This window comes from Brevundimonas diminuta, from assembly GCF_050310045.1.
Classification (GTDB): Bacteria; Pseudomonadota; Alphaproteobacteria; order Caulobacterales; family Caulobacteraceae; genus Brevundimonas; species Brevundimonas diminuta_F.
In genome coordinates, this window is record NZ_CP190005.1 from 2,426,364 (window position 1) to 2,444,252 (window position 17,889).

The 17,889-nt window shown below is 68.2% G+C and carries 16 protein-coding genes; 4 read left to right on the plus strand and 12 right to left on the minus strand.

Annotated features, from left to right (window positions below; all coding sequences use genetic code 11):
- Positions 1 to 4 precede the first annotated feature (4 nt).
- Both ACORJG_RS11640 and ACORJG_RS11645 read right to left on the minus strand, forming a co-directional pair.
- On the minus strand, positions 5 to 1,897 hold the full coding sequence (locus tag ACORJG_RS11640; protein ID WP_427789178.1) for a tetratricopeptide repeat protein: 1,893 nt from the start codon (positions 1,895 to 1,897) through the stop codon (positions 5 to 7).
- Between the two features lie 258 nt (positions 1,898 to 2,155).
- Positions 2,156 to 3,811, minus strand: coding sequence for an electron transfer flavoprotein-ubiquinone oxidoreductase (locus tag ACORJG_RS11645; RefSeq protein ID WP_427793031.1), 1,656 nt, complete (start codon positions 3,809 to 3,811; stop codon positions 2,156 to 2,158).
- Between the two features lie 191 nt (positions 3,812 to 4,002).
- Between ACORJG_RS11645 and ACORJG_RS11650 the strand changes: the two genes are divergently transcribed.
- Both ACORJG_RS11650 and ACORJG_RS11655 read left to right on the plus strand, forming a co-directional pair.
- Positions 4,003 to 4,812 (plus strand): uracil-DNA glycosylase, encoded by an 810-nt coding sequence (locus ACORJG_RS11650; RefSeq protein ID WP_427789180.1) that lies wholly within the window; start codon positions 4,003 to 4,005, stop codon positions 4,810 to 4,812.
- 95 nt (positions 4,813 to 4,907) lie between these two features.
- Positions 4,908 to 6,599: a lytic transglycosylase domain-containing protein gene (locus ACORJG_RS11655; protein WP_427789182.1), complete on the plus strand. Its 1,692-nt coding sequence runs from the start codon at positions 4,908 to 4,910 to the stop codon at positions 6,597 to 6,599.
- A 192-nt stretch (positions 6,600 to 6,791) separates the two neighbouring features.
- On the opposite strand, the gene ACORJG_RS11660 is transcribed toward ACORJG_RS11655, so the two are convergent.
- From ACORJG_RS11660 to ACORJG_RS11685, 6 genes are all read right to left on the minus strand, one after another.
- Complete coding sequence (locus ACORJG_RS11660) at positions 6,792 to 7,448, minus strand: glutathione S-transferase (RefSeq protein ID WP_427789184.1); 657 nt, start codon at positions 7,446 to 7,448, stop codon at positions 6,792 to 6,794.
- Positions 7,449 to 7,475: 27 nt separating this feature from the next.
- Positions 7,476 to 7,796: a DMT family transporter gene (locus tag ACORJG_RS11665; RefSeq protein WP_427789185.1), complete on the minus strand. Its 321-nt coding sequence runs from the start codon at positions 7,794 to 7,796 to the stop codon at positions 7,476 to 7,478.
- A gap of 214 nt (positions 7,797 to 8,010) precedes the next feature.
- Positions 8,011 to 10,386: a TonB-dependent receptor gene (locus ACORJG_RS11670; protein ID WP_427789187.1), complete on the minus strand. Its 2,376-nt coding sequence runs from the start codon at positions 10,384 to 10,386 to the stop codon at positions 8,011 to 8,013.
- 118 nt (positions 10,387 to 10,504) lie between these two features.
- A complete protein-coding gene (locus tag ACORJG_RS11675; RefSeq protein ID WP_427789189.1) occupies positions 10,505 to 10,831 on the minus strand; it encodes a hypothetical protein in 327 nt (108 codons plus the stop codon).
- Positions 10,764 to 11,252 (minus strand): hypothetical protein, encoded by a 489-nt coding sequence (locus ACORJG_RS11680; protein ID WP_427789191.1) that lies wholly within the window; start codon positions 11,250 to 11,252, stop codon positions 10,764 to 10,766. The genes ACORJG_RS11675 and ACORJG_RS11680 overlap by 68 nt, the downstream gene beginning before the upstream one ends.
- 67 nt (positions 11,253 to 11,319) lie before the next feature.
- Positions 11,320 to 11,946, minus strand: coding sequence for a helix-turn-helix domain-containing protein (locus tag ACORJG_RS11685; protein ID WP_427789193.1), 627 nt, complete (start codon positions 11,944 to 11,946; stop codon positions 11,320 to 11,322).
- A 59-nt stretch (positions 11,947 to 12,005) separates the two neighbouring features.
- Between ACORJG_RS11685 and ACORJG_RS11690 the strand changes: the two genes are divergently transcribed.
- Positions 12,006 to 12,788: a prepilin peptidase gene (locus ACORJG_RS11690; RefSeq protein WP_427789194.1), complete on the plus strand. Its 783-nt coding sequence runs from the start codon at positions 12,006 to 12,008 to the stop codon at positions 12,786 to 12,788.
- On the opposite strand, the gene ACORJG_RS11695 is transcribed toward ACORJG_RS11690, so the two are convergent.
- Positions 12,785 to 13,765 carry a hypothetical protein gene (locus ACORJG_RS11695; protein WP_427789196.1) on the minus strand — a complete coding sequence of 327 codons (981 nt, stop codon included), beginning with the start codon at positions 13,763 to 13,765 and terminating at the stop codon, positions 12,785 to 12,787. The two genes, ACORJG_RS11690 and ACORJG_RS11695, sit on opposite strands and share 4 nt — an antisense overlap.
- Before the next feature lie 292 nt (positions 13,766 to 14,057).
- Between ACORJG_RS11695 and ACORJG_RS11700 the strand changes: the two genes are divergently transcribed.
- A complete protein-coding gene (locus ACORJG_RS11700; protein ID WP_427789198.1) occupies positions 14,058 to 14,627 on the plus strand; it encodes an OmpA family protein in 570 nt (189 codons plus the stop codon).
- Between the two features lie 84 nt (positions 14,628 to 14,711).
- Here ACORJG_RS11700 and ACORJG_RS11705 read toward each other — a convergent pair whose 3' ends face one another.
- From ACORJG_RS11705 to ACORJG_RS11715, 3 genes are read right to left on the minus strand one after another with little or no spacing between them, the layout of a single operon-like run.
- Entirely contained in the window at positions 14,712 to 14,909 is a 198-nt protein-coding gene (locus ACORJG_RS11705; RefSeq protein WP_427789200.1) for a heavy-metal-associated domain-containing protein, read from the minus strand.
- 60 nt (positions 14,910 to 14,969) lie between these two features.
- The gene (cueR, locus tag ACORJG_RS11710) at positions 14,970 to 15,389 is read right to left on the minus strand and encodes a Cu(I)-responsive transcriptional regulator (protein ID WP_427789202.1); all 420 of its coding nucleotides are present in this window, start codon (positions 15,387 to 15,389) and stop codon (positions 14,970 to 14,972) included.
- Positions 15,389 to 17,884 carry a heavy metal translocating P-type ATPase gene (locus ACORJG_RS11715; protein WP_427789203.1) on the minus strand — a complete coding sequence of 832 codons (2,496 nt, stop codon included), beginning with the start codon at positions 17,882 to 17,884 and terminating at the stop codon, positions 15,389 to 15,391. The genes cueR and ACORJG_RS11715 overlap by 1 nt, the downstream gene beginning before the upstream one ends.
- Positions 17,885 to 17,889: the final 5 nt, after the last annotated feature.

A 17,889-nucleotide genomic window follows, 5' to 3' on the forward strand; every position in this document is an offset into this window, starting at 1 on the left:
GGCGTCAGTCGGCCGCGCCGCCCGCCGAGCCCAGACCATGATCCCCCGTCAGATCCTGTCCCAGACGGTCGCGCAGCTTGCCCTCGACCTCGGCCCGGCGCTTGTCGTCGACCTCCAGCGTCAGGACGCGGTTCCACTGGAAGCCCGCCTCGCGCTGACGGCCCACAGCCCAATAGGCGTCGCCCAGATGGTCGTTGATCTCGGGATTGGCGGGCTGTTTGTCGACAGCGCCCTCAAGATTGACCACCGCCGCCTCATACTGGCCCTGACGGAACTGGGCCCAGCCCAGCGAGTCCTGAATATTGCCGTCCTTCGGCTCGGCGGCGTGGGCGCGGGCGATCATGGCGGCGCCCTCCTGCACCCGGCTGCCGCGATCAACCCACAGATAGCCGAGGTAGTTCAGCAGAGTCGGGTTGTCCGGCTTCATCTGCAGGGCGGCCCACAGCTCGGCCTCGGCCTCGTCGTCGCGGTCCAGCGATTCATAGGCGGCGCCGCGCAGGAAATGGATCTCATAGCCCTGATCCGGCGTGTTCAGCAGCGGGCCGTTCAGCAGGTCCAGCGCCGCCTGATGCCGATCCATCTGCATCAGTTGACCGGCCAGCATATAGGCGACGCCGCCTTCGTCGGGCCGAACGGCGGCGGCGCGGCGCAGTTCGATCAGCGCCTCTTCATCGCGCTTGGCCTTGCTGAGGCTCATGGCCATCTGGATGCGGGCGGCGGCGTAAAGGGCGGGCGAGGCTTCGCTGACCTCGGCCAGGGCGGCGCGGCCCGCCGGTTCGATGCCCCCCTGAATCAGGGTCTGGCCGATCAGCAGCTGCGTATTGTCGCTGGGCGACAGGTTCTGGGCCAGTCGCAGATAGACGGCGGCGAACTCATACGCGCGCTGGGCCGTCATCTGGTCGGCGGCGGTGCGCAGAGCCTGGGCCGCGCCCTCGCGCATGTTCGGCAGAGCGGGCGGGCGTCCCTTGGCCAGCACGCGCTCGCGCCCCTGCATCACCCGACGGTCGGCCGTTCCAGCGGTGACGGCGGCGTCATACTGAACCATGGCGTCGTCGCGGCGGCCGCGACGTTCAAGGAACTCGCCATAGGGCTGGCGGAACAGGGCGCCGGCGATGGCGTGGCTGGTCAGGTCGCGCCATTCGGCGTCAGCCTCGTCATAGCGGCGGCGCTGTTCCAGCAGTCGGGCGCGGTTGGCGCGCGCCACCAGACTGCTGACCGGATCGAAATCGGCGGGCGGCATGGCCAGCGCCCGGTCCCAGTCGCGCGCGGCGGCCGCGATCCAGCCCTGAACATAAAAGCCGGCGCGGTCGTGCGGCTCGCCCACCGGCGCGGCCTTCAGCCGGGCGTCGGCGCTGCGCGCATCGCCCCGCGCATAGGTCTGGACCGCCTCGACCAGCCGCCCGGCCTGAACGATGACCGGCGAGACCTCCGGGTCGGTCGGCGCCATGCGCGCCGCCTCGTTCAGATCGCCCGCCAGCAGGGCCGCGGTGAAGGCCTGTTCGCGCACGCGCGGCTGTTCCGGCGTCAGGGCGTAGACCCGCGCCAGATAGTCGGCGCCCACAGCGCTCTCGCCGCTGGTCAGAGCGTTGCGCGCCGCCAGATACAGGCCGTAGGCGCTGCTGTTCTTCGCATCCAGCGGGATCGGCGCCCATTCGGCGGGAATGGGGACGACGGGCGGCTCTTCCGGCGTCTCAGGTTCGTCGGCGATGATGATGTGCGGCAGGGGGTCGCCGTTCGGTTCTTCGGCGGACTTGTCCGTGTCTTGGGCCGCCTCCGGGACAGGCTCTTCAACCTGAACGGACGACGGCGCTTCCTGCGCTGATGACGGCGCAGCCAGCGTCAGCGCAATGGCCGAAGCCGCGAGGAAAAGGACAGGGCGGGAAGAGACGAAACGCATGGCCGGACCCTTCACGCTTTCCCCTTCGCCCGCAAGATGATCTGCGGGAAAAGCAGCGCAACGTTTCTCCTTCCCCTTCATGGGGAGGGTGGTCGGAGCGAAGCGACGAGCGGGTGGGGAGGGCCAGGTGATCCAGGCCTCAGCGCTTGAACAGCCTCGCCGCCCCCACCCGGCTTGGCTGCTCCGCGCCGTCCTTCGGGTCGGCCTGACGGCCTCAGCCGCCCTCCCCATGAAGGGGAGGGAGAAACCGCGCGCGACTTACATGTTCGGATAGTTCGGGCCGCCGCCGCCTTCAGGCGTGGTCCAGACGATGTTCTGCGACGGGTCCTTGATGTCGCAGGTTTTGCAGTGGACGCAGTTCTGGGCGTTGATGACGAAGCGCGGATCGGCGCGGTTCGCCTCGTCCGCATAGACGACTTCGTACACCCCGGCCGGGCAGTACAGCCGCGCGGGCTCGCCATACTTCGGCAGGTTGACGTTGATCGGCACGGACGGGTCCAGCAGCTTCAGGTGCGCGGGCTGGTCCTCGGCGTGGTTGGTGTTGGAGATGAAGACGCTCGACAGCTTGTCGAACGACAGCTTCCCGTCCGGCTTGGGATAGGCGATCGGCTTGTGCTGCGAAGCCGGCTCGGTCGAGGCCGCGTCCGTCTTGCCGTGGCGCATGGTGCCGAAGAAGGAGAAGCCGCCCGTCAGGTGGTTGACCCACAGGTCGAACATGCCGACCGCCCCGCCCATCATGGTGCCCAGCTTGGACAGCAGGGGCTTGGCGTTACGGACGACCTTCAGCTCCTTATAGACCCACGAGCGCAGGTATGCCGCCTGATAGGCGCTCAACACATCGCCCTCGCGACCTTCCATGACGGCGTCATAGGCGGCGTCGGCGGCCAGCATTCCGGTCTTCATGGCGTTGTGGCTGCCCTTGATGCGCGGCACGTTCACAAAGCCCGCCGAGCAGCCGATCAGGGCGCCGCCGGGGAAGGCCAGCTTGGGCACCGACTGGAAGCCGCCCTCGGTGATGGCGCGGGCGCCATAGGAGACGCGCGTGCCGCCCTCCAGATGCTCGGCGATCGCCGGGTGGTGCTTGAACTGCTGGAACTCGTCGAACGGCGACAGGAAGGGGTTCTTGTAGTTCAGGTGGACGACGAAGCCGACGGACACATAGCGGTCGCCGAAGTGATACAGGAAGGATCCGCCGCCCGTCTTGTCGTCCAGCGGCCAGCCGGTGGTGTGCTGCACCAGACCGGGCTGGTGCTTCTCGGCCGGGATCTGCCACAGTTCTTTCAGGCCGATGCCGAACTTCTGGGGATCGGACGCGTCGCACAGGTTGTGGCGGGCCATGATGGTCTTGGCCAGCGAGCCGCGCACGCCCTCGGCGATGAAGACGTATTTGCCGTGCAGTTCGATGCCGGGCTGGAAATCGCCGGTCGGCTTGCCCTCGCGGTCGATGCCGAAGACGCCGGCGACGACGCCCTTCACCCGGCCCGTCTCTTCCTCCCAGACCACATGGCTGGCGGCCATGCCGGGATAGACTTCGACGCCCAAGCCTTCCGCCTGTTCGGCCAGCCAGCGCGCGACATTGCCCAGCGAGGCGATATAGCAGCCGTCGTTGTGCATGAAGGGCGGCAGGGCGAACATCGGCAGGGAGGCCTGCCCCTGCGGGCCCAGGACCAGGAACTTGTCCTTGGTGACGGGCGTCTCCAGCGGAGCGCCGCGTTCCTTCCAGTCGGGGAACAGCTCGTTCAGCGCCCTCGGGTCGATGACGGCGCCCGACAGGACGTGGCCGCCAATCTCGGCCGACTTCTCCAGCACGGCGACGGAAATCTCTTTTCCGTCCTTCTCGGCCCGCTGTTTCAGGCGGATGGCGGCGGACAGGCCGGCGGGGCCGCCGCCGACGATGACGACGTCATATTCCATGACCTCACGCTCGACGCCCGACAGGGCCTCCAGCGGCGGCAGGTTGTCGATGACGGCTTCCTGCCATGCGTTCTTGGCGCCGCCTTCGATCATTTCCTCGGCCATGTCCCCAGAATCCTTGTTATCATCGTGGTTATCCGCCTTATCGTGAGGTGACGCGGGGGCGGTCAAGGCTTATTGCCTGTGGTTTCATGAACGCTCTTTCCTTCGATATGGCTGCCGCAGAGGCCCTGTTCGCCTTCTGGAGCGATGCGGGCGTCGACGCCTGCTTCGGCGAAGAGCCTGTCGACCGCACGATTTTTGTGGCTCCGTCTCCATCCAGAGGGCCCGCCACGGTGACGCCGCTGCGCGCGCCCGGCGCCGCGCCGAGCGCCGATGAGGCGGCGGCCGAGGCCCGTCGTCTGGCGGCGGGCGCGACCACTCTGGACGAATTGGCGCAGGCCATCGCCGCCTTCGAGGGCTGCCCCCTGCGGGCCATGGGCGCCCGTCAGGCCGTCTTCGCGCGCGGCAATCCGCAGGGCTCGCTGATGGTCATCGGCGAAGGCCCCGGCGCCGAAGAGGATGCGCGCGGCCAGCCCTTCGTCGGTCAGGCCGGGCAGTTGCTGGACCGCATCCTGACGGTGGCAGGCCTGCTGGACGAAGCCTTCATCACCAACACCGTCTTCTGGAAGACGCCCGGCAACCGCACCCCGACGCCGCAGGAACAGGCCGCCTGCGCCCCCTTGCTTGAGCGCGCCGCAACCCTGCTCAAGCCCAAGGCGGTGCTGGTAGTGGGGGCCGCGGCGGCCCGCGCCGTGCTGAAGACGGACGACGGAATCATGCGCACGCGCGGCCAGTGGCGCGAATGGCGACTGTCCGAAGGCGGAATCGCCGCGCCCGCCATGGCGACCCTTCACCCCGCTTTTCTGTTGCGTCAGCCGCAGGCCAAGGGTCTGGTCTGGAAGGATATTCTGGATTTGTCCGCACGACTTCATGCCGAGGCGGTTGAGCCGGGCGCCTGATTCAGGCATCCTGAACCCTTGGAGACCAGTCCGCAGAGCGTCGCAGAATCCCGGGTTAATTCGGGGCCGACGCCGACGAAGGGGGCCGCCGCGTCATGTATTCTGTCCGCCGGGCGCGTCGCGCGTCCCTGTTCGCCATCGCGCTGTGCGCCATGGCTGCGACCGCTGCTCAGGCTGAAGATGTCGACAGTTCCCGCCCCTATGCCGCCAGTGGCGCCGGTGAGTCATCGCCGACGGCGCTGAGCAGCGAGGACCGGCTCAGCTACACCACCGCCTTCGACGCCCTGCGGCGCGGCGATCTGGAGCTGGCCCGCGCCTCGGCGCGTCAGGCCAAGGACCGCGTCCTGCTGGGTCAGGTCGAGTTCGAGCGCCTGTTCCACCCCAGCCACGTCGCCAACTATGACGAACTGGCGGCTTGGCTCGAAACCTATTCCGACCTGCCGATGGCGGACCGGGTCTATACGCTGGCGATGCGCCGCATCCCGGACGGCGCGCCCGAGCCCAAACGCCCCGGCGGCCTGATCAGCCGCACCTGGGCCAGCCTGACCAGCTCAGGCTCTGGCGACGGCGGCGTCAACGATCCGGCCAAGGCCGCGCGCGTGGCCCTGAACAACGACGACCTGACCGGCGCCTATACGATGGGCCAGCAGATCGGCGACTGGTGGACGGCGGGTCTGGCCGCCTGGCGGATGGAACAGCATTCCGACGCCTTCAACGCCTTCGACCATGTGGCCCAGGACCCGACCGAGGACCCGTGGGTGCGCGCGGGCGGCGCCTATTGGGCCGCGCGGGCGGCGGGCCAGTCGGGCCGTCAGGAACGCGTCGCCGACTATCTGCGTCAGGCCGCGCGCTGGCCCGCGACCTTCTATGGTCAGATCGCCCTGCGCCAGCTGGGCGAAGAGCCGGTGATCGAGAACCTCGGCCCGCGCCCCTATGAGACAGCAGCGCAACGCGCCGCCCTGTCGCGAGAGCCGATCGGCGTCGACGCCGGGGCGCTGAACGCCTTCATCCAGTCAGACGAGGACGCTCGTCGCACCGTGGCCCTGTTTGAAGTCGGCCGCCGCAGCGACGCCGAACTGGCCGCCCGCAACGGCCTGCGCGCCGCCAGCGGCGACAACGCCGCGCGCCAGATGTGGGCGGGCCTCTACCGTCTGGTCGCGCCCGGCCGCGCCGCCCAGGCCGAGGCCATGCGCATCGACGCCGTCCGCTATCCGATGCCGGACCTGCAGCCGATGGGCGGCTTCACCATCGAAAAGGCCCTCGTCTACGCCATCGCGCGCAAGGAGACGGACTTCAACGCCAGCGCCCGCTCAAGCGCCGGGGCCTATGGGCTGATGCAGGTGATGCCGACCACCGCCGCCTATATGACCGGCGATCAGGGCTATGTCCGCACGCCCCAGCGCCTGCTGGACCCGGCGGTGAACATGAAGCTGGGTCAGGACTATGTGAACCGCCTGTTCCAGATCGAGTCCTTCCAGGGCGACCTGCTGAAGGCGGTGGCCTCGTACAACGCCGGGCCGGGACCGATGCTGGCGGCGATCCGCAAACTGGGCGCCGACGCCGACCCCCTGCTGCTGATCGAGACGATCGACGTCCCGCAGGCGCGCGAATACGTCGAGAAGGTCGTCGCGGCCTACTGGATCTATCAACGCATGATGGGCGGGCCGCTGAAGACGCTGGACGCGCTGGCTTCGGGCGCGCGCGCCGTGCCGATCCATCTGGATTATGTCCCGCCCGCGCAGCCGTCCCTACAGGTGGCCGAGGCGGTCATCGGAGACGCCCGCTAATTCATCGCCGACGTCAGATGATCACGGAGCTCAGAGAAACCCACACAAGCGCCAGAACAATGGCCGCAAGGGCGTAGGCCCGCGCCATGCGCGCCCAGTTGGTGTTTCTGCTGATCATGCGCATGGTTCTGCTCCCCCGAGAACAGGCTGGACTATAGTCTCCACGTCTTAAACCCGCGTTCTCAGGATCGGTTAATCAAGATTGGATGACAGCGCCGCCGCCTCCCACTCATGAAAATGCGGCTGGTCCAGCAGGGCGGCGACATAGGCGGCGGCCGTTCCGTCGTCGCCGTGGACCGACAGGTCGATCTGATAGTGGCGCACCCGCGCCGCCACAGGCGTGAAGAAGGCGTCGGCGATCGACCAGTCGCCGAACAGCCATGGCCCGCCCGCGCCGAAGCGATCGCGCATCTGCGACCACAGCACGACCAGACGCGCCAGATCACGATCCAGCCCCGGGTCAGACGGCGCCGTGCTACGCGCCTCGCCCGCGATCGGATGATCCGGCCCCATGCCGCACAGGTCGCGCAAGGCGGCAAAGCCCGCGTGCATCTCGGCCGTCGCCGCGCGGGCCAGGGCGCGCACGACCGGATCGCCCGGCCACAGCTTCGCCTCGGGATAGCGTTCAGCCGCCCATTCACAGATGGCCAGCGAGTCCCACAAGGTCTCGCCTTCGACTTTCAACAGGGGGACGAAACCGGAAGGCGAAACACGGCGCAGTTCCGCCTTCTCGGCCGCGGTGCGATACCAGACCTCGCGCGTATCGAACGCCGCGCCCGCTCGCCGCAACACCAGCCACGGCCGCAGGGACCACGTTGAGAAAAGGCGCGGCCCGACGATCAATTCCATGGCGAGGCTCCGATGCTGTCGCCGCTTTTATTGGCTGGAAGCGAGCTTCAGCACAACCAGACCGCTGACGATCAGAACGGCGCCGATGACACGCATGGGCGTGACCGGCTCGCCCAGCACGGCGATGCCGACCAGAAAGGCCCCGACGGCGCCGATGCCGGTCCAGATGACATAGGCTGTGCCCAGCGGCAGCGTCTTCATCGCGATCGACAACAGGCCGAAGCTGACGATCATGAAGCCGATGGCGCCGATGGTCGGCCAGGGCTTGGTGAAGCCCTCGGACGCCTTCATCAGGAAGGCCCAGACGATCTCAAACAGACCGGCGAGAAGGAGGAATATCCAGGCCATGACGTGCTCCCTTGCATGGCGTGCCGGGTCGTCCCGGCGTCATGCCCAATAACGGGAGAGGTCGTCCTCTGACCCCGCCTATCTGGGACAGGCGGGTTTCAAGTCAAGGCTTGCATACCGTGAGGGCTTTCGCAGGCGCAAAATGCCCTCCGGCGGAGGCCATTTTGCATCAGTGGAGGGGGAGCAGGCGGCCCTCGCCTGCTCCCGCCCGCCATCAGCGCATGACGCGCAAGGTCACGCCCACCGTGCGCGGCGCACCCAGGAAGGCGCCCAGCGTGCCCGTCTGGAACGGCGCGCCGAAGGCCACCTGGCGGTAGTCCTGATCGAACAGGTTACGGCCCCACAGTTCGACGCTCCACGCCTCGTCACGCGCCAGAGCAATGCGGCCGTCGACCAGCCAGAAGCCGGGCTGGCTCTTGGCCGGGTCGAGATCCGAGCCGGTGTTGTATTCCGACGAATATTTGGCCGCCAGCGTCACCCGCCCGGTCAGCCCCGCCGCCACCGGCCGCTCATAGGTTCCGGCCAGCGATCCGCTCCACAGCGGCGCGAAATTCATCCGCTTGCCCGCCAGCAGCGGCAGGCCCGGCACGGCGTCGTGGCCGTATTCCGTCTGCGCGTAGGTCAGGCCGCCCTGTAGCGACAGGCCCTCGAACGGCAGGAACATGAAGTCCGCCTCGACGCCCTTGGCCCGCACCTCGGGGATGGAGCGGACCAGGAAGGTCGTGCCCAGGAAGGTGTTCAGCTGGAAATCGTCATAGGTCTGGCGGAAGGCGGCGGCCGAGACCAGCAGGCGCCGGTCCAGCATCACGCTCTTCACCCCCGCCTCGAAGGCGTCGGCGCTTTCGGCCGGGAAGGCGCGCGAGGCGTCAGGAACCAGATTGGTCTGCCCCCGGTCCAGGTTGAAGCCGCCGTTCTTGCGCCCTCGCGACCATGAAGCATACAGGCGCACGCCCTCGACCGCCTTGAACTCGGCGCGGGCCATGCCGGTCCAGGCCTCGTCCTTGACCGTCTCGGACTGGCTCAGGCCGTTGAAGGCCGGGTTCGACCACGGCAGGCACAGCATGACATTGCTGACGCCGTTAGCCAGCGCCGCCGCGCAGGCCCGCCCGCCGTCGGTGTTGTGGTAGGCGGCCGTCATCTCCTTCTTCTCATGGGTGCGGCGCAGGCCCCCGGTCAGGGTCAGCCGGTCGGTCACGGCGTAGGATGCCTGACCGAACAGGGCGGCGCTGCGGGCGGTCTGCCAGTAGCGATCCAGCTGCCCCTCGCCCTCGACGAAGCTCGCGCCGACAGGAAGCCCCGTGATGCTCGACACGAAGGCCGGATCGCCCAGCGGGTTCGACGCCGAACGCGACAGCAGGCGACTGACATAGCCTTCGTAATCGGCGCCGTAGAACAGGCTGTCGCGGCGGGTCAGCTTCTCATCGGCGAAGAAGGCGCCCGCCGACCAGTCCAGCTTTCCACGCTGGCCCGACAGGCGGAACTCCTGCGTCAGGGTGCGGAAGCGGTTCGACCAGCTGCCGTCGTCGGGGCGATAGGCCAGATCGGCCGAGGTGAAGTCCCAGTCCTGGCTGATGACGCCGCGCCAGTCGCGCACCGCCGAGGTGCTTTCCAGCGTCGCCCAGCCCAGGTCGGCGTTCAGGTGCAGGGCCAGGCCCTTGTCGCGGATGCGGCTGTTGGTGTCGCGGTTGGACCAGGCCACGCGATCCCACGGCTTCGGCGACGCGGCCACGCCGCCGTCGGGTGCAAAGGTCGCCAGCAGGGGCGCCGTATCGCCGCTGACCAGTTGCACGCCGACGCAGCAGCGCTCGTCCCGCTCGGTCCAGTCGGCGGTCAGGCGGGCGGTCAGGTTCGGCGTGGCGCGCCACAGCAGCTGGCCCCGCACAGTGTCATAGTTTTCAGTCTGATCGTCGGTTGAGGTGCGCGGCCCCTCCCCGGTCTTCACGTCATACAGGCCGTCGCGGCGGCGCGCGGCGACATACAGCCGCCCAGCCAGAACCTCATCCACGATGGGGCCGGTCAGTGACACCGAACCGCCATGCGTCCCATAGTCGCCGAACGTCGCCTCGCCCGCCATGCGCGCGTCGAACGACGGGGCGGCGGTGACGACATTGATGACGCCCGCCGAGGTGTTCTTGCCGAACAGGGTCGCCTGCGGGCCCTTCAGCACCTCGATGCGCTCGACCTCGCCCAGATCGCCCAGGGCGGCGCCGTTGCGGGGGCGATAGACGCCGTCGATCATGACGCCGACCGAGCTTTCCACGCCCGGATTGTCGCCCACCGTGCCGACGCCGCGGATACGGGCGGTTGTGAAGGTCTGGTTCGAGGTCGAGGCCACGATCAGGCCCGGCGCCAGGATCTGCAGATCCTTGATGTCGCGCACGCCGACGCCGTCCAGCAGGGGCTGGCTCGCCACGGTCAGCGACAGCGGCGTCGCCGCCAAGGGCGCCTCGCGCCGCTCGGCCGTCACGACGATCTCGGACACCTGGGTCGGTCCGGCGTCGGCGGGCGCATCCGCCAGAACAGGCGCGGCGAAAGCGAGCACGGACACAGAGGCGGACGCGAGAGACGTGGCGCGGACAGCGAAATTCATGGGAGGAAAAACCGCTTTGCGGAGCGACGGCGCAAGGCTTCGTCGCGGACTGTCAGCGGATGTAACAGTCAAGCCAAGGCGGAGAAACCCCGCCTTGGGGATCATCCTGTGATGACTTTCAGGCCCGCCCCGCCAACGGCCCAGAGGCGCGCGGCGCAAAGCTGTGCTCAATGCGGCTGCGGTGGGCGTCCACATCGTTACGGATCGCGCCGCCGACACGGCACAGAGCCTCCAGCCCGCGTCCGCCGCCCGCCTGATACGAGACGATCAGGTCCAGCAGGCGCTCGGCCTCGGCCAGGGTTTCGGGCCTCTGATCCAGCAACCAGGCCTCGACCGCGTCCAGATCAGCGGTCAGGCCGCCCGCCCGCACCGACACGTCAACCGTGCGGATGCTCCAATCCTTCAGCAGCGCCTGCGCCGCCTCCAACGACCATTTTTGAGCCATCTTGCCCCCCAAGGGCGCGGCGCCGGTCGGCCTCAACCTCCCAAACGCCGAAGTATGCAGACAGGCCGATCAGGAACCACACCCCCCACATCAGGGAGATGAGCGCCCAGGTCAGCGGTTGATGCGACAGAAAGGGCGCGAAGTGCGCGACCGTCCCGATCAGCTGAAACCCCGCCATCTGGATGATCCACCAGCGCCCGGCGCGCTCTGCGATCAGCCACAGCAGCAGAAAGCCGATCACGTCCGCCGCCATGACGCCAATGTGTGCGCCGCGCCAGATCAGGCCCTGGGTTGCAAACGACGCCCCGGTCACGACCACCATCGTCGCCACCGCCGCGCGGTCCCACATTCGCCCGCGCCAGATCAGGATCGCGAAGGCGCTGAAGGTGAAGGCGATGAGGATGAGCTGTTTGGCGAGCATGAATCACCATCCTGCGGGACAGTCTTCTAGCTGTGATGGTTCATGGGCGGCTCCGGCGACGACAGCGTCATCGCAGGCGCTCGATCACCTCAAGAACGGGATTGATCAGACTTGCGCCGATTACGGCGACCATGACCCAGGCCAAGGCCCAGAGCAGGATCAGCCACAGAACCGAACCGCCCAGCCTGGGCGGACGCGGCCACGCCTTCAAAGCCGCCGCCTGTCCGCCTGCCAACCCCCGAAACGCATCGCCCGGAGATGTCTTCCCGCCCTCAAGATGCGCGACCGCACGCTCGACGACGCTCCTGTCTGCCCCGACCGGAGGCATCGGGAACAGGGGCGCCGGTCGCCCTGAGTAGCAATTACTCATGACCCGCGCCGCCTGAAGGCGATCCGACACGCCGAGCTTTTCATAGGCCCGGTGCAGGTGGTTCTGAACGGTGCGCGGCGACAGGTTCAACTGCAGGGCGATTTCCTTATCGCCCAGACGTTCGGACGCAAGCAGGAGGATTTCCCGTTCACGCGGCGTCAATTTGTCGATCGGCGAAGCTAGGGTCACAAAACCCGAATATCCATTTGAAACACCTGTCGTCCAGTCCGGAAACACGCGCAACGCGAAACAGCCTGTGAGTGTCGCACAGCCGCGACACACGTCGCCGCACCCGAGCAATTCGGTTGCATCGAGCGTATTCATCGACGCACTAGGGTCCGCAATCCGGACAGCGGCCGGACACGGACTGAGGGGAACTGCGGATGCTGGCGCTTTTGATGGGGGGTCTGGGGCTGATCGTCGGCAGCTTCCTGGGTCTGGTCAGCCTGCGCCTGCCGCGCGGCGAGGATATCGTTATCAGCCGGTCGCGATGCGGCGGCTGCGAGCGCCCGCTGAAGCCCTGGCGCATGATCCCCGTCCTCAGTTGGACGCTGTCGCGCGGCGAATGCAGCGACTGCGGCGCCGTCATCCCCCGACGCTATCCCCTGATCGAACTGGGCTCGGGCGCGATCGGCGTCTGGGCGGCGCTGTGCTTCCCCGATCCGGCGCAGGCGCTGGCGACGGCCGTGCTGGGCTGGCAGCTGCTGCTGATCGCCGTGGTGGACGCTGAGCATTTCTGGCTTCCGGACAAGCTGACCATGCCATTGCTGCTCAGCGGCCTGTTCGCCGCCGTGGCGCTGGACCCCGCCAATATCCAGAGCGGCATGCAGTGGTCGCTGATCGGCCCGTTGAAGACGCCCCTGATCGGGGCGGCGGCCGGGTTCGTGGGGCTGTGGCTGCTGGCCTTCCTCTACAAGCGGGTGCGCGGCCGCGACGGTCTGGGCGGCGGCGACCCCATTCTGCTGGGCGCGATCGGGGCGTGGGTCGGCTGGATCGGCCTGCCCAGCGTGCTGTTATGGGCCTCGGTTTCCGGCCTGAGTCTTGTTGCGGCCAAGCTGGCGCTGCGCCGTCCCGTGACAGCCACGGACCGGCTGCCGTTCGGCGTCTTCCTGGCCATCGGCGCCTGGCTGACATGGCTGTACGGCCCGCTCGGCTTCGGCGGCTAGAGCGACAGCAGGTCCGACCACCGCCAGGCGCCGCCGCCCAGCGCCACGCGCGGCGCCCCCGGCCGGTCGCTGAGCGTCAGCAGCACATAGCCGTTCACCCGCTCGGCCTTGCATTCGCGCGGGGAGAAGCCGACCGTGACGGCGATGGCCTGACGCACGCCCGCCAGCCCCTTGCCCGCCTCGCCCGGGCTTTGCAGCCAGTCGCCGTTCCACATCAGGATCGCCCGGCCCGAGGCGCCGGACGTGCGATAGGCCTGATCGATCGTCGCGGTGATGCGGGCGTCATTGCGCAGAGCATCCTGTATCCGCCGCACCATGTCGCAGCCCTGACCGACGCCGGAGCCGACGCCCGATCCTGAGCCTGAGCCGGTTCCCGACCCCGAGCCGCTGCCCTGCCCCAGTCCTGCGCCGACGCCCTGGCCTGAACCAGCGCCCGCTCCTACCCCTTGCCCTGCCGTCAGCGCGCCGCCCAAGGCGCCGTCGCCCAGCAGGATGAAGGACGCCGCCGGTTCCGGCGCCACAACCGTCAGCGGCGTCACCGTCGGCGGAATCGGCGTCGGTCGGACCCGGCGCGGCGTCGGCGGCGCGGGCGGCGCGGGGCGCTCCGGCTCCGGCGTCTTGACCGGCTCAGGCGCAGGCGACGGCGCATGCTGGCGGACGGGCTGAGGCGTCGGCTGCGGAGCAGGTTTGGCCGGAACAGGCGCGGCGGGTTCCGGTGCGGGGGCAGGATCAGGCGAAGGCGCCGCGGACCCGGCCTCGGCCCCGCCTGCGGGCGCCTGCCCCGCAGCCGGTTCCGGCGGCCGAGGCGGTGGAGGCGGCGGCTGGATCAGGCTCACCTCGACATAGGGAACAGCGGGCGGCGCCAGCAGCTGTTCACGCGGCGTGGACCAGATCAGCGCCAGGATCGCGCCATGAGCGACCAGACTGCCCAACACCGGCAAAACCGCGCGCCGCCTGCGACGACGAGCCGCGCTCATGCAAGCCCTCTTTTATCGCCGCACGCACCCCTAAACAGCAAAGCTTGCAACAAACGCTCCTCGGACGCTGGAATTTAAAGCTCACCATCGGAGCGCGTCAGGAAAAAGGCGCCCCAATTCGGCCTACAACGCCCATCGAGAAGAAACGGAACATCGATTATTGAACTTTTTTACAGTCAAGCTGAACCTTTTCACATCTTCGCGCGTCTTTAGCTGCGCCGTTGTGCAACCGAGATTGGATACGGCGCGTAGCATCACCCGGAGGATGGGCCGGGCATGAAGGAGACTTGATTTGATAAGATTGGCATCCCGGACCGCGCTCGTCAGCGCCGTCGCCGTGCTGGGCCTCGCCGCCAGCGGCTGCGCCAGCCACCAATTCGTCCGCGACAACCTGCAGGTGGTCGACCAGCGTGTCGACGGCGTCGATGCGCACCTGAGCCAGGTGGAAGGCACGGCCGGTGAAGCCCTGGCCCGCGCCAACGCCGCGCACAAACTGGCGCAGGGCAAGTTCCTGTATGAAGTCGTCCTGTCGGACGACTCGGTGAAGTTCCCGGTCAATCACACCGAACTGTCGCCAGAAGCCGAGCAGCGTCTGGCCGAACTGGTCCAGCGTCTGCGCGCCGAAAACGCCAACGTCTACCTGGAAATCCAGGGTCATACCGACGCGACGGGCACCAAGCAGATCAATGAGCGCGTGGGTCAGGAACGCGCCGAAGCCGTACGCCGCTTCCTGAGCGATCAGGGCATCGCCCTTAACCGCATGGCGACCATCTCCTATGGCGCCGAAAAGCCGGTCGCCCCGAACAACACGCGCGAGGGCCGCGCCCAGAACCGCCGCGTGGCGGTGATGGTGCTGGCCTAACGCCAACCGCTTTCTTTTCGGCCTCAAGCCCCGGCCGCAAAAGAGAAACGGCGGCGCTCCGAAAGGGGCGCCGCCGTCGTCTTTTCAAGTCAGCTGAACAGGATAGCCCGCCGCCGCCAGCGCCTCGGACAGGGATTGCAGGGACGCCGTCGTCTCGACCTCGACACGACGCGCCGGGATGTCAGCCGTCAGCGTGGCTGCCGGATCGACCGACAGGACGGCTTTTTCGACCGAGACGACGCAGCCGCCGCAACGGATTTTCGGAATGTTGAGCGAGATCATGACGACGCTCCCTTTCTTGATACGCGACACATCATTCGACCCCTTGCCGCCGTGGCAGGGTCAAGCGTTTGCAGCATGGGCGGCCTGCGACGCATCGCCCGCCAGATCGGACAGGATGGGGCAGTCGGGCCGTTCGTCCCCCGCACAGCAATGGGCCAGATGGCGCAGGGTGTCGGCCATCTCGCGCATTTCGCGGATCCGGGCGTCCAGATCCTCCAGATGCTTCTGCGCCATCGCCTTGACCTCGCGGCTGGGCCTGGCGTTGTCGCGCCACAGGGACAGCAGGCGACTGATCTCCTCAATCGAGAAACCCAGCCCGCGCGCCCGACGGATGAAGCGCAGGTCGTTCAGATCGCGGTCGCTGAAATCACGATAATTGCCCTCGGTCCGGTCCGCCGGGCGGATCAGCCCCTGCGCCTCATAATAACGGATCATCTTGGCCGAGACGCCGGTCGTCTGGGCCGCCTTGCCGATGTTCATCACGCGGCTCCCTTCAGGTTGTTCGCACCAATATGGGGCTTGAAGGTCTTCAAGCGCAGGGCGTTCAACACCACGCTGACGCTGGACAGGGCCATCGCCCCCGCCGCCAGCATGGGCGACAGCATCACGCCGAAGACTGGATACAGCACCCCCGCCGCCACCGGGATCAGCAGGACGTTGTAGCCGAACGCCCAGGCCAGGTTCTGGCGGATGTTGTTCATCGTCGCCCGCGACAGGCCGATGGCGCTGACCGCGCCGCGCAGGTCGCCGCCGGTCAGGACCACGTCCGCGCTCTCGATCGCCACGTCCGAGCCGCCGCCGACCGCCAGACCGACATCCGCCGCAGCCAGAGCCGGGGCGTCGTTCACCCCGTCGCCGACGAATGCGACCCTGCGCCCGCCCTTCTTCAGCTCTTCGATCACCGCCACCTTGCCGTCCGGCATGACCTCGGCGTGAACTTCGTCGATACCCAGACGACGCGCCACGGCGGCGGCGGTGCGGCGATTGTCGCCGCTGATGACCGCGACCTTCAGCCCCAGATCGTGCAGGGCGCGGATGGCCTCGGCCGTCGTCGCCTTGACCGGATCGGCCACAGCGATGATGGCGGCCAGTCGGCTGTCCACGGCGGCGTAGAGCGGCGTCTTGCCCTCGTCGCCCAGACGGGCCGCCGCCTCGGCGAACACGGCCACGTCGCAGCCCAGCTCGGCCATATAGCGGTCGGCGCCGACGGCGACGCGCGCCCCGTCGACCAGACCCGTCACACCCTTGCCGGGGATGGAGGCGAAGTCCTGCGGATCGACCACCGTCACGCCGCGCGCCTCGGCCGCCGCGACCAGGGCGCGAGCCACCGGGTGCTCAGAGCGGATCTCCAGCGCCGCCACCTGGGCCAGAACCGTCGCCTCGTCAAAACCCTCGGCCGTGACCAGATCGGTCAGCGTCGGCTTGCCTTCAGTCAGGGTGCCGGTCTTGTCGAAGGCGACGACGTCCACGCCCTGCAGGGCCTGAAGCGCCTCGCCCTTTCTGAACAGCACGCCCAGTTCGGCCGCACGCCCCACGCCCACCATGATGGAGGTCGGCGTCGCCAGACCCATGGCGCACGGACAGGCGATGATCAGCACGGACACGGTCGCCACCAGCGCCATCCCCATCGCCGGATCAGGTCCGAACAGGAACCACACCACGAAGGTCAGGGCGGCGATGGCCATCACGGCGGGCACGAACCAGCCCGTCACCTTGTCCACCAGCGCCTGAATGGGCAGCTTGGCCCCTTGCGCGGCTTCGACCATCTTGACGATCTGGGCCAGCACGGTCTGCGCGCCGACCTGACGCGCCTCGAAGCGGAAGGCGCCCGTAGTGTTCAGCGTGCCGCCCGTGACATCGGCTCCGGCGGTCTTCTCGACCGGGATCGGCTCGCCCGTCAGCATGGATTCATCGACGAAGGAGGCGCCGTCCGTGACCACGCCGTCGACCGGCACCCGCTCGCCGGGGCGCACCACGACCACGTCGCCGACCTTGACCGCATCGACGGCCACGTCCTGCTCGACGCCGTCGCGCACCACGCGGGCGGTCCTGGCCTGAAGCGACATCAGGCGACGGATCGCCTGCCCGGTTCGGCCCTTGGCCCGCGCCTCGATCCAGCGCCCGACCAGGATCAGCGTGACGATCACCGCCGCCGCTTCGAAATAGATGTTGGCCGTGCCTTCAGGCAGCCACTGCGGCGCAAAGGTCGCAACCGTCGAGAAGGCCCAGGCCGCCGTCGCGCCCAGCACGACGAGAGAGTTCATATCCGGCGCCGCGCGCAGCAGGGCGGGCACGCCTTTCCGGAAGAAAACGGCCCCCGGCGCGAACAGCACGAAGGTCGCCAGCACGAAGTTGATGACCTTCCAGTTGAAGGCGCCGATGGTCTCGCTGATCCAGTGGTGCATCCCCGGCACGAAGTGCGAGCCCATCTCCAGCACGAACAGCGGCAGGGTCGCCGCGCCCGCGATCAGCACCGCGCGGCCCAGCTTCCTGATCTCGGCGTGGCGGGCGGCCTGTTCGCGGTCGCTGGCGTCCGGCCCGGCGTCCTCGGGCGCCTCCAGCACATAGCCGGCCTGTCCGACGGCGGCGGCCAGATCCTGGAACGTCGTCGCCCCCGACAGGAAGCGCACCGTCGCCCGCTCGGTCGCCAGATTGACGCTGGCCGACAGCACGCCCGGCACAGCGGCCAACGCCTTTTCGACCCGGCCGACACAGGAGGCGCAGGTCATCTCCCGCACGGGATAGACGACCTCCTCCTCCATCGGCTCATAGCCCGCGCTCTTGATGGCGGCGGCCACAGCAGCGGCGGAACCGTCGGGCGACAGCGACACCTGCGCCCGCTCGGCGGCCAGATTGACCTGCGCCTGCGTCACGCCCGGCACGGCGCGGATGGCCTTTTCAACCCTGCCCACGCAGCTGGCGCAGGTCATGCCCAGCACGGGCAGATCCAGTGTTCTGAAGCCTTCGGCGGCCATGGCGT